Genomic DNA, 22,303 nt, shown 5'->3' with positions numbered 1-22,303 from the left:
AAGGCGTCCAGGCAAGGGTCGGTCTAACCTTCGGGCCGGGGAGCCAGAAAGGGTTGGCCATGCGACCTCAAGCGATAGACCTCACGTGGACCAAGGTCCGCGACGGCGACCCCGCCCCGGCCAATGACGCCGCCCCCTTTGACGTTACGAGCCTGCTGGAGCGTATCGTCGAGCGATACCATCGCACCCACCTGCGCGACCTTGCCAGCGCCATCGCCCTGGCCGACGAGGCCGAGAACAGCCGCGCGAGCGACCCCACTTGCCCGCCGGGCCTCGGCGACCACCTTCGCCGCCTGGCGGCAGGCCTCGAGGCCCAGCAGCGCCGGGAGGAGTTCTCCCTGTTTCCGCTGCTGCGCATCGGGACACCGCGCTGCGTCGCTTTCGTGACCCGCCAGATGATGGACGATCACGTGGACATGGAGCTGCGGCTCGACGCGCTTAGACGGTTCAACAGCGGACACCGCCCGTCGTTCGAGGCGCCCCTTGGCCGGCAGGCGCTGTCGTTCCTGTGCCGCAAGCTCGAGGCGGACCTGAAGGCGCACGCCCGGCTCGAGCACGAGGTGCTGTACGCCGCGCTCGTCCAGCAGCGGATGGACGCCTAGTCAGAAGCTCAGGATCTCGACCAGATCGTTGGCCTCCAGGCGCCGCGCGCCGGCCCTACGGCGGATCAGCAGGTCCGCCGTCGCAAGATCCTTCTGGGCGCTGGAGTCCTGGTTTCCCAGGGGACGCACGCCATCGTGCGCGCTGCGCCCGCGATGGAAGCACTCACGGTCCCCGCAGGCGCCCAATGGCGCGGCCAGCGGCGCCATGCGCCACGCGAGGGCTTCCTCGGGCCTGCGCCCGGTCATGCCGGCCAGGAGCGGCGCCAGGAACAGGCGGGCGGTGACCATCGCCGCCGAGGGGTTGCCCGGAAGCCCGATCACGGCGCGCTCGCCGACGCGGCCCAGCCAGACCGGCTTGCCCGGCTTGATCGCCACCTTCTCGAAATCGAGGCGAAGGCCCAGCGCCTGGAACATCGCCTTGGAGAAGTCGCGCTCGCCCACGGACGCGCCGCCGGTGACCACGACGACATGGGCGTCGTCCAGCGCCACGCCGGCCTCCCGGATCAGGCTGGGGAGATCGTCGCGCAGGCGCCTGCGGCCCACGACCTCGCCACCCCAGGCGCGCGCGAGCGCAGCGACGCCGAAGGACACGCTCTCGGGGATCGCGCCCGGCCTGTTCGCGGCGCGGCCCGGCGCGACCAGTTCATCGCCGGTGCTGAGCACGGCGACCCGGGGCCGGATGTAGGTTTCGACGGTCTCCACATCCGCGGCGGCGGCGGCGACCAGCGTCAGCGGCCCGAGCCGGGTTCCCGCCTCCAGCAACACCTCGCCGGACGCAAAGTCCGAACCGGCCGCCCGCACGTGGCGCGCGGAGGGCGGCGACTCGGCAAGCCAGACGGTCTGGCCGTCGCGGCGCACATCTTCCTGGATCACGACCCGATCCGCCCCCGGCGGCATCGGCGCGCCCGTGAAGATGCGCACGCAGTCGCCGAGCGCGAGCGGAGTCGTCAACGGCGGCGAACCGGCGAAGGCCTCACCGGCGACACGGAGGCGGGTCGGCGCCAGGCCCAGGTCCGCGTCGCGAACCGCGTAGCCGTCCATGGCCGATACCTCCACCTCCGGCGCGGAGCGCCGCGCAACGACCGGCGCGGCCAGGACGCGATCGGCCGCCGCCTCGAGGGACGTCCGTTCGACGCCGACAGGCGCCGCGACGGCCGCGACGCGGCGGCAGGCCTCGTCGAAGGCGATCACGAGCATACGCCTCGGTAGCGAGGGATCTGGCCGACCAGCGAGCAGGGCTTGAACCGGCTGTCGAACTCGAGGGCGAGCACCAGGTCCCAGGCGTCGCGGCAGGCGCCGGTGGAACCGGGCACGCAGAAGATGAACGTCTCGCCGATCTGCCCGGCCAGGGCGCGGGACTGCAGCGTCGAGATGCCGACCGTGGTCTGGCTGGCCTGGTGGAACACCACGGAAAAGCCGTCCATTTCCCGGGCGAGCAGCGGCCGCACCGCCTCCGGCGTGACATCGCGCGGCGCGAAACCCGTGCCCCCTGTGGTCAGGATCACGTCGATCTGCGGATCGTCGGCCCAGGCCCGGACCTGGGCTTGAATCGCGTCCACCTCGTCGGCCACGATGGCCTTGGCGCTGAGCAGATGGCCCGCGGCCTGCAGCCGTTGCGCCAGGAGGCCGCCGGAGGTGTCGGTCTGTTCGGTTCGGGTGTCCGACACCGTGAGCACCGCGATCGCCAGCGGATAGAACGGCAGGTCCGGATTGACGCCCGGCGCCTTGGACGCCTTGACGGGAAGTGCGAGGGTCACGGTCAGCCTCCAGAGAACGCCGGCAGGAAGGCCACGTCCTGGCCCGGGGACACCCAGGGGTCGCCACAAGCCATGAGCTGGTCGACGGCGACACGAACGCCGGGTTGGCCGAGCGCCTCGGCGCCGCCTTCGACCGTCGCGGCGATGCGGATCCTGAGGTCGCTGACGGCACAGCCCTCGGCTGGGATGATCACGGACATCGACCGCCCAAACAGGTCAGCGAGCCGACCGAAGAACAGCACCCGGGCGATCGCGCCTGCGCGGGCGCGCGGCGGTTCGGCGAGGTCGACACTGTCAGAAGTCATGCGGAGGAGCCCTTGATCTCGGGCCGATCCTAGGCGCCGCCACAGGGGTGGCATTGATGTTGGTCAAGCCATTCGGTCGCAGGCGTCCCCTCGGCCGCCCCGCGTCTGGGCTTGATAAGCATCAAGGCGCGCCTGGGCCACCCGGCCTACCAGAGGGCCATGATGCAAGGCTCGCACTTCCAGCAGTTGCTGCGCGCTTCGGTGAATCAACCCCAGCCGCAGCGCCTGCTGTTCGTATTCGCCGCGGCCGAACTGCCCGACCACCCGACCGCCGAGCAACGGCGCCGCTTCCAGGCGGGCCAGGGCGGGGCGCTCTCGCCGCTCATGTGCGTCGACAAGGCGCCCGACGAGCTGACGGACTTCGACGCCCTGGCGGCGGAATCGCGCCGCGCGGGCCCACCTTGGCAGGTGGTTTTCGCCGCGGGCCTGGCCGGTGTCGACGGGCTGCCGCCGACGCCGGCGCGCATCGAGTCTGCGCTCGAGAAGATGGTCAATGCCGTGCTTTTCGGCGTCGTCGGCCAATTCGCGGCCTACAACACGAGCGGCGAGCCGATCCGAGTCCTCTGAGCCTGCGCGATCTTGCGAGAGGCCGGGCCCCGCGTCCTGATCATGCACGCTGCTGCCGGTCGACTGAGCGCGCGCTTGTTCGCGACAACGCCGTTCTCGCATTTCGGTGGGGAGTTCGAGCGCTATCTAACGCTCCTGGCCTAAGCGCCCCACCAGCGCCGCTCGGCTCCCGCCCGCGCATCGCTGGCGCTCCGGCGGAGGTGACGGTCACACTACTGACGCGTCAGCGCCCAAGCCACGTGGATCGCCGCAACTCAGCCGAGCAGGCCGAGCTGCCGGGCCCTCACCACCGCCTGGATGCGCGTGCGGACGCCCAGGAGTCCGCAGGCTTGTTCCAGGTGCTTCTCGACTGTGCGCTGAGAGATTCCGAGGATTTGGCCGGTATCGCGCGCGCTCTTGCCCGCTTCAGCCCAGCTCAAGCATTCGAGCTGACGACGACTGAGGACCACCAGATTCCGCCCTATAGCGGGGGCAGATCCTTCAAGCTTAAGCATACGCATGACGCACCGGGCGCTTGCAACTCCAGGACCACGCTACCGCAAGAACTTGAATTCAACAAACACAACCACGGGGCGACGCAAACCGGCGGATTGTCCGCCACGTCTTAGCGGGAAGTCCGCCAGTTATTGGCGGCCCACCTTCACTGTGCATGTCTTCCGCAAACGGGACATGCAGTCGTGGAGCGCGAGAAGCTCATCGTGCGGCACCTGACGGGCGACCTCGACGGCCGTCCAGCCCTGCGGGTCGCCGCGCCGAAGCAACCGCTCTCCGGCCGGCGCCATCGGCAGGTTCAAGGTGGCGGAGGCCAAGCGCTCGGGAGCCCCCCAGCTGCCCGGGAGCATGCGGGCGACCGGCCCGAGGAGGAGGCTCCACAGAACGACGCCGACCAAGGCCCCCCCGCCCAGCAGGCTCGTGGTCCTGCGCCAGGACCGCGACTTCGCCAGATCAGCCTCACGAGCCGCGCGGAGCGCCTCCCCTGCCTGGCGGAGGGTCGTGCGCTCACGTTCGAGTTCCGCCACCGGCTTCGCCAGCACCTTGGCCGCAGCGATCTGGAACAACGACCCGAGCTGGTCCGGGGCGAGCGCCAGAACGGGGCGCTCGCCCAGCGCCACGGCTTGAGCGTTGACGGCCGCGATCGCTTCGGAGAGCTCGGCGAGGGTCGGGCTGTAGTCGACCGGCGCGTCTTGCGCACCGGCCGCCAGACCCTCCACCGCGCGGCGAAGGAGCGCCACCTCGCTTCTCAAGCGCTCGAAGGCGTCGGCCGCCGGATCGCTGGGCTGCAGGCTCATCGCTCCCATCCGCGATCACGGCTCGTCTCGCGCCCGATGTCCCGCGCCTGCTGGAGGTCCGGCGCAGACGTTCGCTCGGCTGCCCGCAGCAGGCCCTGGGGCCGCCCACGGGCCGCAGGCGCGGCGAGCGCAGGGTCGCGCTCCAGCGCCGCGGCCACCTTCGCGGCCAATCCAGGGCTCGCCCTGTCCAGCGCACCGGTCGCTCGGTCCAGCGCCACGCGTTGATGGGCGAGCAGATCATGACCGGCGATGCGCATCCGCACGCCGTCCTGCCAGGCCCGGGCGAACGCCTGGACGCGCGCCAGTTCGTCCTGCCGGCCTTCACGCCCGGCGGCCAGGCCCGACTCGTGCGGCCGAAACGCCTCGAACGCGCTGCCAGCAACCTGAGCGAGTCCTCGGCGCTCGGCGAAAAGCTCTGGGTAGTCGAGGGTGGAGTCCTTGGCCCGCTCGCGTGACAAAGTCCGGCCGAGTGCAGCTTCGTCAGCGAAGGTCTGGCGGTCGTAGTGGAGCGACACCGCGTGCCGATGTCGGGACATCGCTACGTATGTCGCGTGCCGGTCCATATGCCCGCTGGCCAGTACGTGCGCGCGATCGACGGTGACGCCCTGCGACTTGTGGATCGTCGTCGCATAGCCGTGGTCCAGATCCGTGTAGGCCTTGTGATCGAAGGCCACACGCCGGCCGTCGTCCAGGCGCACGCTCACGCGCGTGTCGCCCAGCTCCTCCACCGTGCCCAGGGTGCCGTTTTTGACCCCGAGCTCGCGCTCGTTGCGCAGGAAGACGATCCGTTCGCCCTCTGCGAAGAGCCGTGCGCCGCGGGTGGTCTCGACCGTGTGATCCGGTCCCAGCATCCCGGTCGCGTGCATGCGCTCGCGCGCCAGGCCGTTGAGGGCGGAGACGTCGTCGCGCGTGTAGGCCAGCATGACCTGCGAGGTCTCGGGCGCCACCTGCTTGGCCGCCCACCAACCTGCCAAGACGGCCGCCCGCGCGGCCGTGGCATCCTCGTGGCCGTGCACGGCGTCGCTTGAGGCATAGGCTGCCAGGGCCTGCGCGGTCCGGCCGGTGGCAAGCTGGCGTGTCGCATCGCGCTGCCAATCGACCTGCTGTCGCCGGACTTCGGTGAGCTCGTAGGCGCTATGCCGCTCCGCGAGGGCCCGGAACGCAGCGCCCGCCTCGATGGCCTGCAGTTGCTCGGCGTCGCCGACCATCACCACCTTCGCGCCCGCCGCCTGGGCCTGAGCCATCACCCGGGCGAGCTGCCGCGATCCGACGAGCCCCGCCTCGTCCACCACCAGCACGTCCCGCGGCCCCAGCGTCTCGCGATCCCGCGCCCACGCATGCTCCAGGCTCGCCAGGGTCCGCGACGGGATCCCGGAGCCCCCTTCGAGGCTCTCGGCGGCCATGCCCGACAAGGCCGCGCCGCGGACGCGATAGCCTTGCGCCTCCCAGGCCTCGCGCGCGACGCCCAGCAGCGCGCTCTTGCCCGTACCGGCGTAGCCCACGAGTAGGGCGAGATCGCCCCGGCGCGTGACATGGTCGAGCGCATCGCGCTGCGCGGTGGAAAGGTCGAGGCCGGCTGCGGACGACTGCGAGAGGGCTGCCGCCTTGTCGCGCTCGGTCACCGTGTGGCCGGGGCGCGCCGCCAGGGTGTCCGCATCCCGCTCCAGGCCGCGTTCGACGCGCAGCATCTCACGGCTGGTGAAGCGTTCCCGCCCCTGCCCGTCCCGGCCGAGCCGCACGATCTCATCGCTGGTCCGGACCTTCGCCAACGCAGCGTCGAACTGCGCCTTGCCGTCTGTATGCCGGTGCACGAACCGCGCAAGGTCATGCTCGGTGAACGTCGCCTGCTGGTGGGTAATCGCCGACAGCGCGATCTCGGGTTCGGCCAGGATCCGCTCGCCGTTGCGCCGCGCGATCGCGCGGTGGTCCTCCGCACGCTCGGCGGCCTCGCCATGCGTCTCGCGCCGGGCGCCCGACGCGCCAATCTTGTTCTGCGGCTCCAGGTCGATCCCCTGGTCCTTCAGGGCGCGCGGATCGATGCGGGCGTCGATGCCGAGCTCGGCGAGCCTGCGGTTGGCATGGTCCGCCCACGCCTCGCGCCAGGCGACGAGCTGGTCGGTCGCGTTCCAGTCGCGGACCTTGCCGCCGAACCCGTCCGGCCCCGCTGAGCGCAAGGCGAGCATGACGTGCGCATGGGGCTTGGCCTCGCCGTCGGCGCCGACATCCCAATGGACGTTGAGGTCCGCGACCATCCCCTTGCCGACGAACTCGCGCTGCACGAACGACCGCGCGAGCTCGACGCCGTCCCGCTGCGAGAGCTCCCGCGGCAACGCGAACTCCACCTCCCTCGCGAGCTGCGCATCCTTGCGGACTTCCCGCGCCTCGACCTCGTTCCAGAGCGTCTCGCGGTCGCGCCAACGCTCCGGCGCACCCTCCGGCAGCACGACTTCGGAATGCACGACGCCGGCCTTGGCCGAGAAGTCGTGGGCGCGATCGAGACGCTCGTCATGCAGCCGCGACGCAGACCGATAGGCCGCGGCCGCGACGGCCGACGAGCCCTTGGCCCGCGAGATCACCTTCGCCGAGAAGTGGTAGATCGCCATGCGATCCCTCCCCGCCCGAGCACGTCGCGTCAGCGACGTATAAGCGCGCACTCAGACCTTCGGCCGTGAGTGACGGGACCGCCATGCGTAAGCTTACCCATGGCCCCCGGAAAAACGGCCGCACAGGGTTCGGTCTCCGTTTCCACGGAGGCGATGTCATGAAGAAGCCGCGCGACCTCGACGCCGAACTTCAGGCCCTGCAGCAGCGCGCCAAGGCGCTGAAAGGACGGCGCGTGACGCAGTTCGGCGAGCTGGTGATCGCCACCGGCGCCGATCACCTGTCCATCGAAGAGCTGGCCGGCGCGCTTGCCGCCGCCGCCAAGGCCGACGCGCCCACGCGGGAGGCCTGGCGGCGCGCCGGCGCCGGCTTCTTTCAGGGACAGAGCCGGACTGGCGGCGGCGCTGGCCGCGGTAGCCAAGGCCGCGCGGCGGATGGCGGCGGCGCGCCACCGGCTTGAGGCGGCGCAGGCAAGGTCGGACACGAGGGCCTGGGTCGTGCAGCGCCGTGAACGCACCCATCAGCTGATCGAGCTCGGCGGCCTGGTCGCCAAGGCCGGCCTCGTCGATCTCGCGCAGGACGATCGCGCCGCGCTTTACGGCGCCTTCCTGGAGCTCGCCGACCGGCTGCGGGCGCCGGATGGTGAGGGTGCGAAGCTGCTGTGGCGACGCCGCGGCCAGCGCGCCTTCGCCAGCGAAGCGGAAGACGCCGGATGAGACTCGCCCTCGGCGCCATCTGGCCGACCCTGGCGGGCGCCTTCTGGGGCAATGTCATCGCGAACGCGCCCTTCCTGATCGTGCGCGATCACTTCGGCCTCCCTGACCTCCTCGTCGAATGGGTGATCCCCCTGACGGCGACGCTCGCGGGCGGGGCCTGGGGCTACCTGCTTTGGCTGGGGCGCTACGGCCCCACGGGCCCGGTGACGACCCACGGCAGCGCGCAATTCGCCGACGAGCGCCGCGCCCGCGGCGCGCTCGGCGGGCCGGACGGCCTGATCATCGGCCGCGCCGCCGGCGGCTGGCTGATGCGTTACGATGGGCCCGGCCATCTGCTGACCTTCGCGCCGACCCGATCGGGCAAGGGCGTCGGCGTCGTCCTTCCCAATCTGCTCACGTCCGACAGCGCGATCCTCTGCGTCGATCCGAAAGGCGAGAACGCCCGCATCGCGGCCCGCTCGCGGGCGCGCTTCGGGCCCGTGCATGTGCTCGATCCCTTCGAAGCGTCGGGACAGCCGACGGCGAGCTACAATCCCCTCGCCGCCCTGGACCCGTTCGGCCTCGACCTGGCCGAAGACGCCGCGCTGATCGCCGAAGCGCTGGTCTACGATCCGCCGGAGCAGGTGAGCGAGGCGCACTGGAACGAGGAAGCCAAGGCGCTGATCGCCGGCGTGATCATGCACGTCGTCACGCACCCGCCCCCGGAGGGCGCGACGCTGGCGGCGGTGCGTGATCTGCTGACGGCCGCCCCCGCGCGCTTCGCCGCCACCCTCATGGCCATGCAGGCCAGCCCGGCGGCTGACGGCCTCGTGGCCCGCGCCGCCAACCGCCATCTCGGCAAGGCGGATCGGGAAGCCACCGGCGTGCTCTCGGCCGCGCAGCGCCACACGCACTTCCTCGACAGCCGCCGGATCACCGACAGCCTGGCGCGCGCGGACTTTGCCTTCGAGGACCTGCGCGACCAGCGCGCCAGCGTCTTCCTGGTGCTGCCGCCGGAGCGGCTCGGCACGCACGCCCGCTGGCTGAGGCTGCTCGTCGCCCAGGCCCTGCACAGCCTGGCCCGCGGTCCCACGCGCGCCGGCGCGCAGCCCTCACCTGTCCTCTTCCTGCTGGACGAGTTCGCGACGCTGGGGCGGCTGGAGCCGCTCGCCCAGGCCTACGGCCTGATGGCCGGGTACGGCGTGCAGCTGTGGGCTATCCTGCAGGATCTGCATCAGCTGAAGGCGCTGTACGGCGAGCGACACGGCACCTTCCTCGCCAACGCCGCCGTCACCCAGGTGTTCAACGTCGCGGACATCGACACCGCCCAGTGGGTCTCGCGCACGCTCGGCGTCACCACCGCGACCTTCATCGCCCACGGCACCTCGATGAACTCCGGCTCGACCACGTCGCTGAAGGGCGGCTCGAGCTCGTCGGGCGATGGCGAGTCCTGGAGCGAGCAGCGGGTTCGTCGCGACCTGCTGACGCCCGACGAAGTCATCCGGCTCCCCGACCACATGATGCTGGTGCTGCGCCCAGGCCGCGACCCGCTGCTCGCCGGCAAGGTCCGCCACTACGCAGATCGGGAGTTCGCTGGCTTGTTCGACAGATGAGCAGTACCGGTGGTGATCGGCTGACCGCCGTCCACTCGCCGCCCGTCGCATGATCCACCCGCGGCCAAATTGGCGTCCGCTTCTGGACCTCATTCGAGTGCGGCCCTCCGCCCCTAAGCGGACATCTCGTCCAATAGCTTGCGCATTTCGTCTAGGCACGCGACCTGCGGCTTGAGTTCATCGATCTTCGCTTCCCACGCCTTTGCGTCCGCGCGCCAAACGCCCCACTGAGCAATGAACCACTGCTGCTGCCACCCGAGCTCGTGCTCCATCGCCCCCTGTGGAATGAACGGAAAGAAGCCGGTTACCACTGGTGCGGGCACAGTTCCCTGATTGGCCCTCTCGGGATTGTCGGCGTTGCTAGCATCGAACGTTCCCTGAACTCGCATGTATTCCGGATTTCCAATAGAGAATACCTGCCACCACCTATCGACGTGGTCGTTCCATAGCTTGGTCGTGGCGGCTAAGTGTGAATTGGCATCACTGAGGGCGTAGATCCAGGAATCTTCGGCCTTCGCGTCTAAAGCTCCATTGTAGTAGGGGAGAACGGCCTTAGCGAAAGCCCTCGCAGTTGCGTCATTGGCACCTACGACCACAAGAAATCGCATATACGCGATTACACCCGTGTTTAGAACTGGATAGGCTTGATAATGCTTATCTCGCCCGATCAGCTTGAAAACTCCAGGCAGTAACTTTCCTGCAATATCAGTCAGTTCAGCGATTTGAAGTGCGGTCGGTCTACCATCGATGCCGGCAGCGACTACCTCCAACGATTTGCGAGCTGCGTTGATCTCGTCCTTGTAAATCTCGATCACCTCTGCGCGCAGCGCATTCACGATAAAAGGCTTCAACGCTTCGATCGACGCGAGAACGCTGTTGATCATTTCCGCGATCATGTCGAGCCGATGTGTCACGTCCTGCTGGAACGCTGCTTCCTCGCGGCTCCTCCAATATCCTGCCGCTGCCCTTGCGCAGTCGGCCATCTCAAGCTGCCACAGCATATCTGCCCCCATCGTTCTGATCGAGAATGCAGTTGAGCACGGGGAGTGCGGGTTGAAAACGCAGAGGTCCGTCGGTCGTCAACTGCGTGAGAAGACTTACCCTTTCCACGCTGACATTTGCGACGTGGCGCCTTCAGGCCTTCAACGGTTTTGCGGGCTCGATCAGATCCGCCCAGCTGTCTGGCGGGTCGCCACTCTCCAGCCGGCGGGTGAAGACCGCATAACGGTCGGTCTTCGACCCGGCCTTACGCAGCGTCGTCTCGTCATTCAGCCAGCAGTAGATGATCACCTTCGCCTTGCCGTCCCAGCGGAAGAACAGGCGAAACCGGCTCAGGAACTTGACCCGAAACCAGTGCTTGTAGCTGTCCCCCAAGGTCGCGCCCTGCCGAAACGCATTGTGCGCCGGATCGGCCGGAACCTCGTTCAGCAGGATGTCGACCACCCGCGCCAGGAACTTGGCCTTCGGGTGTTTCTGCCAGCCGTTCGGATCGGCGGCCCGCAGCGCCTCGACGTCGGAGGCGAGGCTCGCGAGCTGGCGATTGAACTCCTCGGCGGCCAGCAGGGTCCAGCCGTTTCGAACCGGCGCCGCGCCCTCCCCCATCGTCAGAGCGTGAAGTCGGCGGGCAGATCCTCATCGTCGCGGAGCGGCGTGACGCCCTCGACCAGCGCCGCCACGCGGGACAGGTCGAGCGGCTGGACCTTGTGCGGATTGGCCTTCAGGTCGGCCTCCATGAACGACAGGAAGGCGCCCACAACGGGGTCGAGCTCATCGGCCTTCCGGCCGGTCGATTTCGGCGCCTCGACGGCCATTAGCACGTAGCCGGGGGACACCGAGCGGACCATCACCTCCGCGCTGACCTCGAACTCGGGGTGGTCGGCGAAGAACTGCTTGCCCAGGCGCACCGCCTTGGAGCTCCCGGTCGTGGTGACCTTGCCCTTGTAGGCGCGGCCTTCCAACCCGCCCGCCGCCGGCGCGCGAGCCACGAAACGACCGGTCGCGCTCCCACGGGACGTGGACCGCTGCGTAGGCCTGGTGGACATGTGCTCTCCGGCTCCGGGCTGGCGAACCCCGCGCCCCAATATACGTACACCAATACGTATCGACAATCCGTCGCCGCCCGGCGCCTCGCACCCGGGTCGCTGGCCACGGCCCCCGGCTCGGGAGGTCGGCGGCGGCGCCCGGAAGCGCCGCCGCCTGAGGCGTCAGTTCGCCGGACGGGTGTTGCGGGACCAGACCAGGCTGTAGCCTTCCTCTGCGTCAACCAGGTTGGCGTAGATCGGGGCCGGGAAGCTGGGATCGTCGAGCTTGACCGACAGGTAGTCGCGGTTCTCTCGGCTGGTTTTCTTCCAGGCCGCCCCGAACTCGGTGCCGGCGGCGAAGATGCGGAAGTCGGGGGCGTTCTCGCTTTCCTTGCTGACGGGCTTCAGCTGGGCCTGCTTGACGTTGAGGCTGAGGGTCCGGATCGAGCCGTTGTAGCTGCCGTCGCCGCTCTTCATGAAGGTGCCGATGGTCGCCATGGGAAGTCTCCTTGGGTCTCGGACCGCGCCTGCCGCGGCCTCGATGGCGGACCTGGAGTCGAGGGCCGGTGGGCGGCGCAGCCGAAGGCCCGCAGCGTCAGCGGAGGACGGCGACCGGCGGCTTTCTTGGGCCGCGAGGAATGGGCGTCAGCCCAGGGGAAGAAAGCCGCCGGACGCCGTTGCGCCGCGCGCCGGCCCTTGAACCCCTTGCGCCAACGAGAGGCCGCGCAGGTCGAGCCTACAACCCGGAGCCCCACCCCGCGCCCAACGGTCTCCAGAAGCGCCGATGGCCCGCCACGGCCGAACGCGCCGTCGCACGACGTCTGCCCCAGCGCACCCCGCGGCATGAGCACGATCGCAGGACTTGCCGTCTTCGCCGAGCCACCCCCGGGCACGGCGCCGGAAGGGCCCGCGCCGTCACCCGCCCGCAACAGGTCCTTGCCGCCGCCCCGGTGTCATCCGCCCCTCGATCCCAGCGGCCCGCGGTGTGGGAGGTTCTGCCCGGTCTGGCCTACAGCTTCAGCCGGACCCCGGCCCCGCCCTCGGCGTCCGCGCGGATGAAGATGACGCCGGCGTCCTCGAGTACCTGCTGCACGCGGTCCATCGTCCCGCTGTGCATGCCGCCGCGGCCGTTCTCGAACCGGGTGATGGTCGACGGCGCGACCCCGGCGGCCTTGGCGAGGTCGCGCAGGCCCAGGCCAACCGCCGTCCGGCCGAGCTTGACTTGCATCGGCGTCAGCATGGGGCGCTCAAAACGCGCTCATGGCGTTGACTATCGAGCTCAATGACATCAATAATGCGCACAACGTACCGACTATCGGCCTCACGTCCCGGGGCCCGCGTTGCGCGGGTTCAGGTAGAGGAGACGTATGATGACGCGTGAGTCCAGGAAAGCGCCTTTCAACCTGAACCGTCGCGGGGTTCTCGCCGGCGCCTCGGCCGCGCCGCTCCTGCTCGCTCCGGACGTCAGCGCGCTGCCCCACCCCTTCGACCGTTGGGTCGCCGAGGCCTACGCCGCCATGGATCTCGCCTGGAGCCTGCCGGAAGACCCTGAAGGTCCCCGCGACCGGCTCTTCCGGCGCGTGGACGAGCTGGACCGGCTGATCCTGCTCGCGCCGTCGACCGAGGAGCCGGCGATCCGGGCCAAGTTCGGCTACCTCCGCTGGATCCTGCAGAACAACGGCGACCACGACGAACGGGTCGCCCTGGATCACGTCGGCGACTTCATTCGCCAGCACTGCGCCGGCCCCTGGCGCATCTACACGCCGCGCTGAGCGGCGGCCCCATGACGCGAGACCGGCGATGACGCCACAAGTCCACAACCGGGCGGCCCGCTACCTCAGGCTGGGCGAGGCCTATGTCTCGGCGGCGCGCGGCGTTCTGGCTGCGCCCGATTTCGAACAAGTGCGGCTGCCCTTCTACGGCCTCCTGGGTCACGGGATGGAGCTCGCCCTGAAGAGTGTCGCCGCTCGCGCGGGCTGGGACGACGAGCGCCTGATGTGGCTGGGCCACGACCTCGACTGGGCCTGGCGCGTGACGCTGTCGGACGCCGGCTTCGAGGTCCCCGGCGCCCCAGCGGTCGGCGGCGTCATCCGCCAGCTCAGCCGTCCGCACCACGCCCAGGCCTTCCGCTACCCGGCGCTCCTGTCGTGGCCCCTGCCGGACCCGCGGTGCGCTCTGGCCGCCGCCGAGGCCTATCTGACCCTCGTCCGTGACCGCGATGGCTGACGCCGGAGGACGCGACATGACCGACGATCGCGACACCCGCCCACCCCGCCTGTCGCGGCGGGCCGTGCTCGGCGCCCCGGCCGCCGGGCTCGCGGCGCCCGGCCTCCCCGCTCGGGCCGGCGCCGACACCGTCGCCCTCTGCCGGACATGGCTGGCGAACAAGGCCGAGACGATGCGGCTCCTGGAACGCTGGGGCGACATCGAGGCCGAGCTGATGCGGGTCCAGGCCCCCTCGCCCGCGGGCGCCGCCCTGACGGCGGGCCCCCAGGCCGCGCCCCTGCGGGCCATCGACGCACGACTCGAGGAGCTGCACGCCGAACGCGAGGCACTCGCCCCCAGCCTGCCCCTGTCCACGGCGACCACGCGCGACGGCGTGCTGCTGAAGTTCGAGGTCGTGATGGCCGAGCTGTTCGTGCAGGACTTCCCGGTCATCTACGGCCTGCTCCATACCGCCGTCCGCGACCTCAAGGCCCTCTGGTGAACCTCGCCCACAACGGCTACGCCGTCGGCCGCCCTCTTGCGCACGCGGCGCGCCCAATCCGATATGAGACCATGCCCCTGAAGCCCGAAACCCAACGCCACCCGGTCGACATGGCCGTCGGCGCCCGCATCCGCCTGACCCGCAAGGCGCGCGGCGAAAGCCAGCAGGCGCTCGCCGAAGCGGTCGGCCTCACCTTCCAGCAGATCCAGAAGTACGAGCGCGGCGCCAACCGGGTCAGCGCCTCGAAGCTGGCCGAAATCGCCGCCTTCCTGCAGGTCCCCGTGTCCGAGCTGTTCGGGACCGACGCCGCCGCAAGCGGCCTCACGGACGAGCTCGCCGACCTGCTGGGCGCGCCCGGCGCGCTGGAGCTGCTGAAGACCTATGGCCGGCTGCCACGCGCGCAGCAGTCGGCCCTGATCGGATTCCTCGGGACGCTCCCGCCGGCGCGCTAAGCGCAGCGCGGCCGCGCGGCCCGCTGACCCCATTGCGCGCGAGAGGCCAGACCCGGGTGATCGCTAAGAGTTCGCCTTTGCGGGAAGACGGGACAGTAGCGTCCCCGGTACAACACTGAGGCGCTGCTCGGCTCCAGTTACGGTCGTTGGGATCGTGCTGTGGAGGGGACTCTCGTCCCTACGGAATGCACAGCTTGAACAAGTGCAGGGGTATAATAAAAATCCGTGGCTTAGGTGAATCTCCTGCCCGTGTGGCTGACCTTGGGGAGCAGAGTGGTTCACGGCTTCCCAGCCACTTGTTTCCGAACATACCAAGAACGATAGTGGCTTGACCGTAACCTATTCGCTAGGCCCGAGATGACTGATTGCACGATCTGCGGCACGGCCCTTACCAGCGAGCCCGATCCCGTGGCGCACGTGAAGGATTGTCCGCGCTGCGGGCGCTGGCAGTTCCTTGCTCCTAAGAAGACGCAGCGGAGCTATCAAGAGGCGCTATCCGGCTACGCCAATCAGGAACTGGCGCGGACGAACCTCAGCCACAAGGTGCGCCGCATGGGGCGCGAGGGGATGCATGTCGGCGTTCCGATAGACGATCTTCCTGCCTGGGGGCTCAATGATCCGCTGCCGCGCCCGATGCAGCAGGTTGACGATCTGATCCTCTATGTCGGCCAACAGCTACCGACAGCGGCGCACCAAGTGCCGGTTGATGATCTCCTGATGTGCGCGTGGCTGGGAACCACCATCTCAGAGAGGGATCCGGCCGTTGGGCTGAAGTGGCTGCTCAATCAGGACCAGCTCAAGCGCTGGGTGATCGCACAGCCGAGCGGCGGGCGGCACGTCTATCGCCTCACCTGGGCGGGTTGGGAGCGATACGAAGACCTAATGCGCGAGGAAGTGACGTCTCGCGTGGCCTTCATGGCTATGCAGTTCGGGGACACCGAGCTCAACGCTGCCGTCGCGTCCTGCTTCAAGCCTGCCGTCGCGGAGACGGGCTTTACGCTCAAGCTCCTGACCGACGACCAGGGCGCTGGATGCATTGACGATCAGATGCGCGTGGCGATCCGGACCAGCCGTCTCATGCTCGCGGACCTGACCCACCGAAATCCCGGCGCGTATTGGGAGGGCGGGTTCGCCGAAGGGCTAGGCAAGCCCGTGATCTACACCTGCAAGAAGGCAGTTTGGGACAAGGAGAAGACGCACTTTGATACCAACCACCTGGTGACGATCATCTGGGACCCGGCCAATCTGCCCAAGGCAGCGGCGGAGCTTAAGGCTACAATCCGAGCGACGTTGCCCGACGTGGCGAAGCTGACGGATTAGCGGCAGTGGCGCTGTTTGGGTCTAAGATCACGGCAGAGAAGGTCGCGGGACTGCTGACGCAGGCCGTCGTGGATGCCTACAAGTCTGGCGCGAGCGACGAAGAGGACCTCGCTTGGCTAAAGCGGAATCCCGCCACAGCCGCGAAGATCGTTCGCTACTATGCGGCAGCAGCTTGGTTCTCCGCCGATGTCTACATACAGACTAACGGCGTAACCAAGCCAAGCCCCCAGGAATTCATGCAGGTTTGGCGGAAGGCGATATTCACGCAGATTGCGCTTCTGTTCGACGACCTAAGCCCGAAGGGTGAGCAGCTTCTCTGGACCATGATGTTCGATGACATCGATGCGTATGGTCGCATCATGGCGGAGCAAATGCGCGTCAACGCTCCCTACCTTCCAATGATCGTCGGCAAGCACTGGTTCGCAGAAACTCAGCAGATGGACATTCTCAAGGGTTACAACAGCGAGAAGTCGGGGATGCTAGTTCTAGCGGCGGCGGTGGACTGCCAGACACGGGTTACGGCGACCCTGAAGGAGCATTGCCGATAGCGCGACTCGTCAGGCGAGGCTGAGCCCTTCGCAAGGGCCTGTCACCTTGAATGCGGGTTTAGCGTATCAGCTTAAGGGCGAGAGGCGATCCGCACGCAGCGCAGGCCCCGGCGACGCGCCTCTTCGGCCAGGTTCATTGCCGGCCCGAACGGCGGCGCTCCTGCCGCGGCCGCAGGGCCCAGGCTATCCGGCAGCACCAGGACGCAGACGGGCCGCAGCGCCAGCATCTGGTCGTTGGCGCGGAACGGGGCCGCCCGCCCGAAGCGGGCGAAGTCCGGCTTGGCGAGCACGAGGCGCACACCCTTCTGCTGCGCCCAGCGTTTGGCCAGCCGCTCGCCGCCCTTGGCGTCGGTCAGCGCCAGGCTCATGTCGGGCCACTCGCCGCGCGCCCAGTTCAAGGCGTCGAAGATGCGCCGCGCATCTTCCGGCGCATCGCTCCGCGGCGAGGCCCGGAACGCCACCACGGCGTCGCCCGGATCGGTCTGCGAACGCCGCCGCGCCTCCCGCGACCGCAGCGCCGACTGCGCATCGATCTGCGCCGCACTCGTCGCGCCGCCTCGCACGCTCCCGCGCCACGGGCTCCAGACCTCGCCTGTCGCCGAGGCGTAGGTCTCCGCCGCCGCATCGCGCACGAACTCCAGCGCGGCCGCGGCCACGTCCAGCGCGTCGGCCCGCGTCTTGACCTCCTGCAGGTCGACGTCGGCCACCTCCGAGCCGTCGAAGTCGTGCAACAGGTTGGCCAGCGCCTCGCGCTCGCGGTCCGCGTCGCGCTCCAGCCGCTGCACGCCCACATGCAGCCCGCCGATCAGGGTCTCGCAGATGGTGGATGCGTGATCCTCGAGCGCGCCCGCCAGGATCATGTCCAGGACCTCGGTCATCAGGCTGCGGCCGAGCTGGACGAGCTGCGGCTCGGTGGGATGGGGCCTGGGATCCTGCAGGGCGGCGGTCCGGGCGTCGAAGCCGTCGAGGTCGGCGGTGTTGAAGAAGGAAGGTGCGGTGCGCATAGGGGGCTCCTTGGGGTCACGAGCCGAAGCTCGCGACCTCCGGCCGCCGCGGGCCGGCGCGGGCCAGGGCGCCGTGAGGCGGCGCCAGCGCACCCTTGCCGGTGACGGGCCGCGGTGGCGCTCCGTCGCGACCCTCCGCTTCGGCCGTCCCGAAGAGCCCCGCTCAGCGCCGCAGCAGCCGCGCCAGCTCCGCCACGGCGACGCCCCGGCCGCGGTAGGCCATGCCCGCATGCCCCGGGCAGTAAGGCCCCGTCTCGGCCCGCCGGCCGCAGAACGCGAAGTCCGCCGCCTGCGGATCGCCGAGCGGCCAGTGGCAGGCCCTCGTCGGCAGGTCTTCCAGCCGCGTGACCAGACCCCGACCGATCTCGGCGGTCGGCTGCGGTGACATCCGAACCTGCGCCAAGGCAGGCGCCCGGCGAGCCGATGCGATCGGCTTGGCCTTCGGCGGCCGCGGTGGCGGCGCGATCGCGGGCGGTCGCGGACGCCGGGGCTGCGACAACCCCAGCCGATGGATCTTGCCGAGTACGGCGTTGCGGGTGACGCCGAGCCGGCGCGCGATCATCGCGGCGCTGAGGTCGCCCGTGCGCCAGAGCCGGAGCAGGGTCTCGACGGCGTCGTCGGTCCAGCCCCCGGACGATACGGGAGCGCGAGAGGAAGCGGTCATGGGAGGGCTCTCCACCGCCAGCCCACCACGGGCCGGATCGCCCGCCGCGGCCCTGCCTCCGCCTCCCGGACGCCAGCACGACAAAGCCCCCGCGCGGACGCGGAGGCCTCGCCGCTTTGGCCCAGGTTACTCGGCGGCGATCGCCGCGGGATCGCCGGGCGGCCGCACCCGCCGCAGCAGCGGCGCCACCGACCTGGCCCGCGCCGCCGGCGCGAACGGCCGCTTGGTGTAGGCGGTGGGTGGGAAGGCCATCCAGCGCGGCGTCCAGGCTTCGACCTTCGGCCGGTCGTTGGCGCCCTCCAGGTGGTCGCGGATGATCGCCTTCTGGGTCTTCACGCGCTCGGTGAGGTTGCCGTCGGCGACCTTCTTGCCGCCCACCTCCCGCAGCATGGCGTTGACCGCTTCCCGGTCACGGATCAGGTCGAAGAAAGCCTCGTCCGGCCTCCAGAACCGCCCCATCTCGACCTTGAGCCAGGCGCCGGCCGCCTCCACCTCCGCGCTGCCGGCCGCCAGGGTCTCGGCAATCACCACCGCGGCGACGCCCAGCACCTCGTCGTCCGGCATGGCCAGCAGCCGCACGAAGGCGCCGCTGACCCCGCGCTCCGGTCGTTGGCCGACCACGCTGCGCCGGTCGGGATCGAGACCCAGGCTCCGCGCCACAGCCTGCCGGCGCTCGGCGAACGCGCCCGTGGCGGTGTTCGTCGCGAGGCTGGCCGACAGCGCCGCATCGCCATGCCGCCCGTCCGCCTCGACGCGCCAATGCGCGGACCCGACCAGCGCGTGCGCCACCAGCAGACGGAGCGCCACCCCCGGCGCCTCGGCCAGGGCGACCCGGACCGCGGCCAGGCGGTGCAGGTCGATGTAGGTCTCCTGGGCGTTGGTCACCTCGGCCCGCACTACGGCGGGCGTCGCCACGTCGGCCTCGCCCCGCGCGGCGCGATCGGCCGCCGCGCGGACCTTGCGGGCCTCCTTGGTCGTCAGCCAGCCCTCGTGCACCGTCACCTCCCCCCGCCCGCTCACCTCCACGAACACCTTGCCGCCGGCGCGCTTGCCCACCTGCTCGTGCGTCCAGGTGGCGAAGCGGTCGCCGACGTCCAGCACAACCACCTCGCTCCAGCCGGCCGCCTGCAGCGCCTCGACGCGAGCGGCGATCGCCGCGTTCTGGTGCGCCCAGAAGAGGTCCGGATCGGCGAAGTAGCTGTCCTCGCCAAACAGATCAGCGACCACCTGCCCGGGGTAGTCGTCCAGGGCGAACAGCGCGTGCTTCGTCGGGATCGACGCCCCGCCGAACAGCCAGGCCTTGAGCTGGGCACCCACAGGGGCCCGCTGCTCCGGATCGTCGAACAGCGACAGCCACGCCTTCTGCTGCGCCTTGCTGGCCAAGGTCAGGCACCGCACCGTCGCCACGTCGATCGCCTCCCTGCGGTAGAGGGCACGGATCCGCGGCAGCAGCGCCCCCAGCGCCAGGGTCCGCTTCACCACCACCTCGGACATCCCGAAGGTGGCGGCGATCGCCTCGACGGTGCGGCCGGCCTTGATCAGGCGCGCGAAGGTCTCCCAGCACGCCACCTCGTCCGGCGGCAGGCGGTTCAGGTTCTCGATCAGGGACGCCTCGATGGCCGCCGCGTCATCGCCCGGCTCGAGGATGGCGATCGGCACCGGGTCGAGCTCCACGCCCTCAGCGAGGGCGGCGAGCGCCGCCGTCCAGCGGCGCCGGCCCGCGACCACGTCGAAGTGGTCCGGGACCACCACGCCGTCCGCCGTGGTCTCGAGCACCAGCAGGGCCAGCAGCACGCCGCGGCGGCGCACCGAAGGCAGGATGTCGGAGACGTCCGGGTCGGGACGCCCGTGGTGCATGTTGAGCGGCGAAAGGCGCAGGTTGCGGGGATCGGCAAAGGCCAGTCTCATGGTCGGACTCCTGGGGGTCAGGGGTGTGAGTCGGCCCTCGCCACCCACGCGGTTCACGCGGGACAACGGCGAGGGCTCTTGCGCCGGGATGGCGCGGGCCACGGCCGGCGGCGCCGGACCGCGGATCGCCGGGACGCGCCCGGCGAATTCACTGTCAGGACGCCTCGGTCCCGTTGATCGCGCGCAGCTCGTGGACCATAGCCTCGGCGGCGCGGATCGAGCCGGTCGCCCGCGCGAGCTCCATCCACCGCGAGATGGGCACACGGCCTTCGAAGCTGACCTCGCGCTCGATGGTCAGCCCGAACGGCAGCTTCACCGAAGTGATCTCCGACAGGCTGACGGAGCCCAGCTCCGGGAAGCCCATGTCGAGGTCGCAGAGCCCGAACAGGGTGTCGCCGTCGTCGCCGAGCTCGGTGATCAGCCAGGTCCCGGGCCCGGCCGGATTGAACAGCTTCAGGACCGGGACGTGGTCGCCGTCACGCAGGCCGTTGGCGATCAGCGTCGGGCGCAGGTCGTCGGGGATCAGGACCAGGCCGGTGTCATCGGACGTGTTGGGATTCATGGCGGGGACTCCGGGCCGGCGGCCCGGACCACCCGTCCGCCGCGCCCGCCCCGCGCGACCTCACTTCCCCTCCCGGATCGTCACCCACGCCTCGTTCCAGTCCCCGAACGGCGCCGGCGGCCAGCGGACCGCCCCACGTACCCCCGAGGCCCGCAGCGCCGCGGCCAGGACCAGGGCCGATCGCTCGCCGTCGCGCCCGCGATCCGCGGCGATGACCACGAACGCGACCCCCGGCGGCGGCCGCCAGGCGCGCAGGTTGCCAGTCGACAGCAGCGCCCAGGCCGGCAGGCCGAAGCGCGCCGCGGCGCTCAGGCAGGTGGCCACCCCCTCCCCCACGACCATCCGCGGGGCCGGCGGGTCCAGCCGGACGGCTGCGCCCGGCGCGCGCACGCCGATGGTCTTCCGCGCCAAGCTCATGCGCGCCCGCTCGCCATTCGGCGCGAGGTACGTCACCTCCACGCCAGTCACCTCGCCCGCCGGCGCCGTGATCGCCGCCAGCAGCGCGGGTCGACGAAGCCCGCGCGCCGCATAGACGGCCGCGGGCACGGCCGGGTGATGCCGGAGCGCCGTCGAAGAGCTCGCCACGCCGCGGCGCAGCAGATGGATCTCCGACAGGGTCCCCGTGATCGGACGGCCCTCCGCCCACAGACCCCACGCAATCGCCCGGCGCGCCCGCGCCGAGGGGCCGGATGCGGCGGACGCGACGCCGGCGCCCAGGAGGCGGCCGTTGCGGTCGACCAAGCCGCGTTCGGAGAGATCCTCGAGCACGGCGCGCCAGTCATCGCCTGCGAAGCTGTGTGCGATCACCCGGCCGTCGCTCAGCATCAGCGACACCGACCGGTCGGCGGCGCTGTGTCCCGGACCAGGCACATTGGCGCGGCCACCATCTGCGTACAGGTCGCCGCCCAGCGCCCGCACGATCGCCGCCAGGCCGCCGCGGCTCACAGCAACCCCAGGGCGCGGAAGCTGGCGACGCTCTCGCCGCCGACCACGACGTGGTCGTGCACGCTGATCCGGAGCGCCCGCGCCGCCTCGACGACCTGCCGCGTCATCTCGACGTCGGCGCTCGATGGCGTCGGATCCCCGGCCGGGTGGTTATGGGCCAGGATCAGCGCGCTGGCGTCGAGCTCGAGCGCCCGACGCAGGATCTCCCGCGGATAGACCGGCGCGTGGTCCACCGTGCCTTCGCCCTCGATCTCGTCGCGGATCAGCCGGTTCTTCTTGTCGAGGTAGAGGACGTGGAACCGTTCGCGCGACCGGCCGGCGAGGCCGGCCCGGAGATAATCCGTCAGCGCCGACCAGCTGCTGAGCACGGGCCGCTCACGGAGCGGCCCCCGCAGCAGCCGCCGCGCAAGGTCGCGCGCCAGCGCCAGGCGACCCGCCGCCCCGGGCCGCACGAACCGGCGCAGCGCTGCGGGAGACGCGGCCAGCACCTGCGGCAGCGACCCGAACTCGTCGAGGAGCGCCCGGACCTGCTCCGGCGAGGCCCCGCTCGCCAGCTGCAGCGCCTCAGCGTCGTCCAAGCCTTCCGGGCCGGACGCGGACAACCTTCGGGAAAGTTCCGGCGCCGACGCGGCGCCCACAACGACGGGCAGAAGACAGGACATAGCGGGCGCTCCCAGTGACGGCCCCACATCGGGACCGCCCGGACACGCCCTCGCTTCGCCTCCCGCAACGCGGCCCACGCC

28 protein-coding genes are annotated in these 22,303 nt (G+C 70.3%); 11 read left to right on the top strand and 17 right to left on the bottom strand.

What is annotated here, in order from left to right:
- Positions 1 to 59 precede the first annotated feature (59 nt).
- The gene (locus tag Q0L11_RS20405) at positions 60 to 602 is read left to right on the top strand and encodes a hemerythrin domain-containing protein (protein WP_296599706.1); all 543 of its coding nucleotides are present in this window, start codon (positions 60 to 62) and stop codon (positions 600 to 602) included.
- Here the strand turns inward: Q0L11_RS20405 and Q0L11_RS20400 are convergent, their stop codons facing one another.
- Genes Q0L11_RS20400 through Q0L11_RS20390 form a run of 3 tightly spaced genes read right to left on the bottom strand, consistent with a single transcriptional unit; the run spans position 603 to position 2,664 of the window.
- Positions 603 to 1,799, bottom strand: coding sequence for a molybdopterin molybdotransferase MoeA (locus Q0L11_RS20400; protein ID WP_296599704.1), 1,197 nt, complete (start codon positions 1,797 to 1,799; stop codon positions 603 to 605).
- A complete protein-coding gene (gene moaB, locus Q0L11_RS20395; protein ID WP_296599765.1) occupies positions 1,790 to 2,365 on the bottom strand; it encodes a molybdenum cofactor biosynthesis protein B in 576 nt (191 codons plus the stop codon). The genes Q0L11_RS20400 and moaB overlap by 10 nt, the downstream gene beginning before the upstream one ends.
- The gene (locus tag Q0L11_RS20390) at positions 2,362 to 2,664 is read right to left on the bottom strand and encodes a MoaD/ThiS family protein (protein ID WP_296599703.1); all 303 of its coding nucleotides are present in this window, start codon (positions 2,662 to 2,664) and stop codon (positions 2,362 to 2,364) included. Before Q0L11_RS20390 ends, moaB begins: the two co-directional genes overlap by 4 nt.
- A gap of 162 nt (positions 2,665 to 2,826) precedes the next feature.
- Between Q0L11_RS20390 and Q0L11_RS20385 the strand changes: the two genes are divergently transcribed.
- Entirely contained in the window at positions 2,827 to 3,231 is a 405-nt protein-coding gene (locus Q0L11_RS20385; protein WP_296599701.1) for a ribonucleotide reductase subunit alpha, read from the top strand.
- Positions 3,232 to 3,485: 254 nt separating this feature from the next.
- On the opposite strand, the gene Q0L11_RS20380 is transcribed toward Q0L11_RS20385, so the two are convergent.
- The 3 genes from Q0L11_RS20380 to traA all read right to left on the bottom strand — a co-directional run bounded on the left by Q0L11_RS20380 (position 3,486) and on the right by traA (position 7,123).
- Entirely contained in the window at positions 3,486 to 3,725 is a 240-nt protein-coding gene (locus Q0L11_RS20380; RefSeq protein ID WP_296599699.1) for a helix-turn-helix transcriptional regulator, read from the bottom strand.
- Between the two features lie 129 nt (positions 3,726 to 3,854).
- Positions 3,855 to 4,520, bottom strand: a complete 666-nt coding sequence (locus Q0L11_RS20375; RefSeq protein WP_296599698.1) for a DUF6118 family protein — start codon at positions 4,518 to 4,520, stop codon at positions 3,855 to 3,857.
- Complete coding sequence (gene traA, locus Q0L11_RS20370; RefSeq protein ID WP_296599697.1) at positions 4,517 to 7,123, bottom strand: Ti-type conjugative transfer relaxase TraA; 2,607 nt, start codon at positions 7,121 to 7,123, stop codon at positions 4,517 to 4,519. Before traA ends, Q0L11_RS20375 begins: the two co-directional genes overlap by 4 nt.
- Positions 7,124 to 7,281: 158 nt before the next feature.
- Here traA and Q0L11_RS20365 point away from each other — a divergent pair, with 158 nt between their 5' ends.
- The 3 genes from Q0L11_RS20365 to Q0L11_RS20355 are packed head-to-tail and all read left to right on the top strand — an operon-like array spanning position 7,282 to position 9,429.
- Positions 7,282 to 7,581 carry a conjugal transfer protein TraD gene (locus tag Q0L11_RS20365; protein ID WP_296599696.1) on the top strand — a complete coding sequence of 100 codons (300 nt, stop codon included), beginning with the start codon at positions 7,282 to 7,284 and terminating at the stop codon, positions 7,579 to 7,581.
- A 37-nt stretch (positions 7,582 to 7,618) separates the two neighbouring features.
- Positions 7,619 to 7,837 (top strand): conjugal transfer protein TraD, encoded by a 219-nt coding sequence (locus Q0L11_RS20360; protein ID WP_296599695.1) that lies wholly within the window; start codon positions 7,619 to 7,621, stop codon positions 7,835 to 7,837.
- Positions 7,834 to 9,429 carry a type IV secretory system conjugative DNA transfer family protein gene (locus Q0L11_RS20355; RefSeq protein WP_296599694.1) on the top strand — a complete coding sequence of 532 codons (1,596 nt, stop codon included), beginning with the start codon at positions 7,834 to 7,836 and terminating at the stop codon, positions 9,427 to 9,429. Before Q0L11_RS20360 ends, Q0L11_RS20355 begins: the two co-directional genes overlap by 4 nt.
- Before the next feature lie 113 nt (positions 9,430 to 9,542).
- Here Q0L11_RS20355 and Q0L11_RS20350 read toward each other — a convergent pair whose 3' ends face one another.
- The 5 genes from Q0L11_RS20350 to Q0L11_RS20330 all read right to left on the bottom strand — a co-directional run bounded on the left by Q0L11_RS20350 (position 9,543) and on the right by Q0L11_RS20330 (position 12,690).
- Positions 9,543 to 10,430, bottom strand: a complete 888-nt coding sequence (locus Q0L11_RS20350; RefSeq protein WP_296599693.1) for a hypothetical protein — start codon at positions 10,428 to 10,430, stop codon at positions 9,543 to 9,545.
- 133 nt (positions 10,431 to 10,563) lie between these two features.
- Entirely contained in the window at positions 10,564 to 11,031 is a 468-nt protein-coding gene (locus Q0L11_RS20345; protein ID WP_296599692.1) for a type II toxin-antitoxin system YhaV family toxin, read from the bottom strand.
- A 2-nt stretch (positions 11,032 to 11,033) separates the two neighbouring features.
- Positions 11,034 to 11,414 carry a type II toxin-antitoxin system PrlF family antitoxin gene (locus Q0L11_RS20340; protein ID WP_296599690.1) on the bottom strand — a complete coding sequence of 127 codons (381 nt, stop codon included), beginning with the start codon at positions 11,412 to 11,414 and terminating at the stop codon, positions 11,034 to 11,036.
- 219 nt (positions 11,415 to 11,633) lie between these two features.
- Positions 11,634 to 11,948 (bottom strand): DUF736 domain-containing protein, encoded by a 315-nt coding sequence (locus tag Q0L11_RS20335; RefSeq protein ID WP_111274218.1) that lies wholly within the window; start codon positions 11,946 to 11,948, stop codon positions 11,634 to 11,636.
- A gap of 511 nt (positions 11,949 to 12,459) precedes the next feature.
- Entirely contained in the window at positions 12,460 to 12,690 is a 231-nt protein-coding gene (locus Q0L11_RS20330) for a helix-turn-helix transcriptional regulator (RefSeq protein ID WP_296599688.1), read from the bottom strand.
- Between the two features lie 130 nt (positions 12,691 to 12,820).
- Here Q0L11_RS20330 and Q0L11_RS20325 point away from each other — a divergent pair, with 130 nt between their 5' ends.
- From Q0L11_RS20325 to Q0L11_RS20300, 6 genes are all read left to right on the top strand, one after another.
- Positions 12,821 to 13,222, top strand: coding sequence for a hypothetical protein (locus Q0L11_RS20325; protein WP_296599687.1), 402 nt, complete (start codon positions 12,821 to 12,823; stop codon positions 13,220 to 13,222).
- Between the two features lie 28 nt (positions 13,223 to 13,250).
- Positions 13,251 to 13,676 (top strand): hypothetical protein, encoded by a 426-nt coding sequence (locus tag Q0L11_RS20320; protein ID WP_296599686.1) that lies wholly within the window; start codon positions 13,251 to 13,253, stop codon positions 13,674 to 13,676.
- Between the two features lie 16 nt (positions 13,677 to 13,692).
- On the top strand, positions 13,693 to 14,157 hold the full coding sequence (locus Q0L11_RS20315; protein WP_296599685.1) for a hypothetical protein: 465 nt from the start codon (positions 13,693 to 13,695) through the stop codon (positions 14,155 to 14,157).
- 71 nt (positions 14,158 to 14,228) lie between these two features.
- Positions 14,229 to 14,609 carry a helix-turn-helix transcriptional regulator gene (locus Q0L11_RS20310; RefSeq protein ID WP_296599684.1) on the top strand — a complete coding sequence of 127 codons (381 nt, stop codon included), beginning with the start codon at positions 14,229 to 14,231 and terminating at the stop codon, positions 14,607 to 14,609.
- Positions 14,610 to 14,966: 357 nt separating this feature from the next.
- Positions 14,967 to 15,929: a hypothetical protein gene (locus Q0L11_RS20305; protein WP_296599683.1), complete on the top strand. Its 963-nt coding sequence runs from the start codon at positions 14,967 to 14,969 to the stop codon at positions 15,927 to 15,929.
- A gap of 5 nt (positions 15,930 to 15,934) precedes the next feature.
- Positions 15,935 to 16,477, top strand: a complete 543-nt coding sequence (locus Q0L11_RS20300; protein ID WP_296599682.1) for a hypothetical protein — start codon at positions 15,935 to 15,937, stop codon at positions 16,475 to 16,477.
- Positions 16,478 to 16,548: 71 nt separating this feature from the next.
- Here Q0L11_RS20300 and Q0L11_RS20295 read toward each other — a convergent pair whose 3' ends face one another.
- From Q0L11_RS20295 to Q0L11_RS20270, 6 genes are all read right to left on the bottom strand, one after another.
- Complete coding sequence (locus tag Q0L11_RS20295; protein ID WP_296599681.1) at positions 16,549 to 17,481, bottom strand: DUF2493 domain-containing protein; 933 nt, start codon at positions 17,479 to 17,481, stop codon at positions 16,549 to 16,551.
- Between the two features lie 163 nt (positions 17,482 to 17,644).
- Entirely contained in the window at positions 17,645 to 18,145 is a 501-nt protein-coding gene (locus Q0L11_RS20290) for a GcrA family cell cycle regulator (protein WP_296599680.1), read from the bottom strand.
- 126 nt (positions 18,146 to 18,271) lie between these two features.
- Positions 18,272 to 20,053, bottom strand: a complete 1,782-nt coding sequence (locus tag Q0L11_RS20285; RefSeq protein ID WP_296599679.1) for a ParB/RepB/Spo0J family partition protein — start codon at positions 20,051 to 20,053, stop codon at positions 18,272 to 18,274.
- Positions 20,054 to 20,207: 154 nt separating this feature from the next.
- A complete protein-coding gene (locus tag Q0L11_RS20280; protein ID WP_296599678.1) occupies positions 20,208 to 20,615 on the bottom strand; it encodes a DUF2958 domain-containing protein in 408 nt (135 codons plus the stop codon).
- A 60-nt stretch (positions 20,616 to 20,675) separates the two neighbouring features.
- The gene (locus Q0L11_RS20275) at positions 20,676 to 21,560 is read right to left on the bottom strand and encodes a toprim domain-containing protein (protein WP_296599676.1); all 885 of its coding nucleotides are present in this window, start codon (positions 21,558 to 21,560) and stop codon (positions 20,676 to 20,678) included.
- A complete protein-coding gene (locus Q0L11_RS20270) occupies positions 21,557 to 22,138 on the bottom strand; it encodes a RadC family protein (protein WP_296599675.1) in 582 nt (193 codons plus the stop codon). The genes Q0L11_RS20275 and Q0L11_RS20270 overlap by 4 nt, the downstream gene beginning before the upstream one ends.
- Between the last annotated feature and the right edge of the window lie 165 nt (positions 22,139 to 22,303).

Origin of the sequence: Phenylobacterium sp., assembly GCF_024508875.1 — a bacterium.
Taxonomy (GTDB): domain Bacteria; phylum Pseudomonadota; class Alphaproteobacteria; order Caulobacterales; family Caulobacteraceae; genus Phenylobacterium.
The sequence above is the reverse complement of the archived record's forward strand: the minus strand, read 5'-3'. Positions and strand labels throughout refer to the sequence as shown.

Coding starts and splice junctions, on each gene's coding strand:
- Q0L11_RS20405 (WP_296599706.1), top strand. CDS start 60: ATGCGACCTCAAGCGATAGACCTCACGTGGACCAAGGTCCGCGACGGC.
- Q0L11_RS20400 (WP_296599704.1), bottom strand. CDS start 1,799: ATGCTCGTGATCGCCTTCGACGAGGCCTGCCGCCGCGTCGCGGCCGTC.
- Q0L11_RS20390 (WP_296599703.1), bottom strand. CDS start 2,664: ATGACTTCTGACAGTGTCGACCTCGCCGAACCGCCGCGCGCCCGCGCA.
- Q0L11_RS20385 (WP_296599701.1), top strand. CDS start 2,827: ATGCAAGGCTCGCACTTCCAGCAGTTGCTGCGCGCTTCGGTGAATCAA.
- Q0L11_RS20380 (WP_296599699.1), bottom strand. CDS start 3,725: ATGCTTAAGCTTGAAGGATCTGCCCCCGCTATAGGGCGGAATCTGGTG.
- Q0L11_RS20375 (WP_296599698.1), bottom strand. CDS start 4,520: ATGAGCCTGCAGCCCAGCGATCCGGCGGCCGACGCCTTCGAGCGCTTG.
- traA (WP_296599697.1), bottom strand. CDS start 7,123: ATGGCGATCTACCACTTCTCGGCGAAGGTGATCTCGCGGGCCAAGGGC.
- Q0L11_RS20365 (WP_296599696.1), top strand. CDS start 7,282: ATGAAGAAGCCGCGCGACCTCGACGCCGAACTTCAGGCCCTGCAGCAG.
- Q0L11_RS20355 (WP_296599694.1), top strand. CDS start 7,834: ATGAGACTCGCCCTCGGCGCCATCTGGCCGACCCTGGCGGGCGCCTTC.
- Q0L11_RS20350 (WP_296599693.1), bottom strand. CDS start 10,430: ATGCTGTGGCAGCTTGAGATGGCCGACTGCGCAAGGGCAGCGGCAGGA.
- Q0L11_RS20345 (WP_296599692.1), bottom strand. CDS start 11,031: ATGGGGGAGGGCGCGGCGCCGGTTCGAAACGGCTGGACCCTGCTGGCC.
- Q0L11_RS20335 (WP_111274218.1), bottom strand. CDS start 11,948: ATGGCGACCATCGGCACCTTCATGAAGAGCGGCGACGGCAGCTACAAC.
- Q0L11_RS20330 (WP_296599688.1), bottom strand. CDS start 12,690: ATGCTGACGCCGATGCAAGTCAAGCTCGGCCGGACGGCGGTTGGCCTG.
- Q0L11_RS20325 (WP_296599687.1), top strand. CDS start 12,821: ATGACGCGTGAGTCCAGGAAAGCGCCTTTCAACCTGAACCGTCGCGGG.
- Q0L11_RS20320 (WP_296599686.1), top strand. CDS start 13,251: ATGACGCCACAAGTCCACAACCGGGCGGCCCGCTACCTCAGGCTGGGC.
- Q0L11_RS20315 (WP_296599685.1), top strand. CDS start 13,693: ATGACCGACGATCGCGACACCCGCCCACCCCGCCTGTCGCGGCGGGCC.
- Q0L11_RS20310 (WP_296599684.1), top strand. CDS start 14,229: ATGCCCCTGAAGCCCGAAACCCAACGCCACCCGGTCGACATGGCCGTC.
- Q0L11_RS20305 (WP_296599683.1), top strand. CDS start 14,967: ATGACTGATTGCACGATCTGCGGCACGGCCCTTACCAGCGAGCCCGAT.
- Q0L11_RS20295 (WP_296599681.1), bottom strand. CDS start 17,481: ATGCGCACCGCACCTTCCTTCTTCAACACCGCCGACCTCGACGGCTTC.
- Q0L11_RS20290 (WP_296599680.1), bottom strand. CDS start 18,145: ATGACCGCTTCCTCTCGCGCTCCCGTATCGTCCGGGGGCTGGACCGAC.
- Q0L11_RS20285 (WP_296599679.1), bottom strand. CDS start 20,053: ATGAGACTGGCCTTTGCCGATCCCCGCAACCTGCGCCTTTCGCCGCTC.
- Q0L11_RS20280 (WP_296599678.1), bottom strand. CDS start 20,615: ATGAATCCCAACACGTCCGATGACACCGGCCTGGTCCTGATCCCCGAC.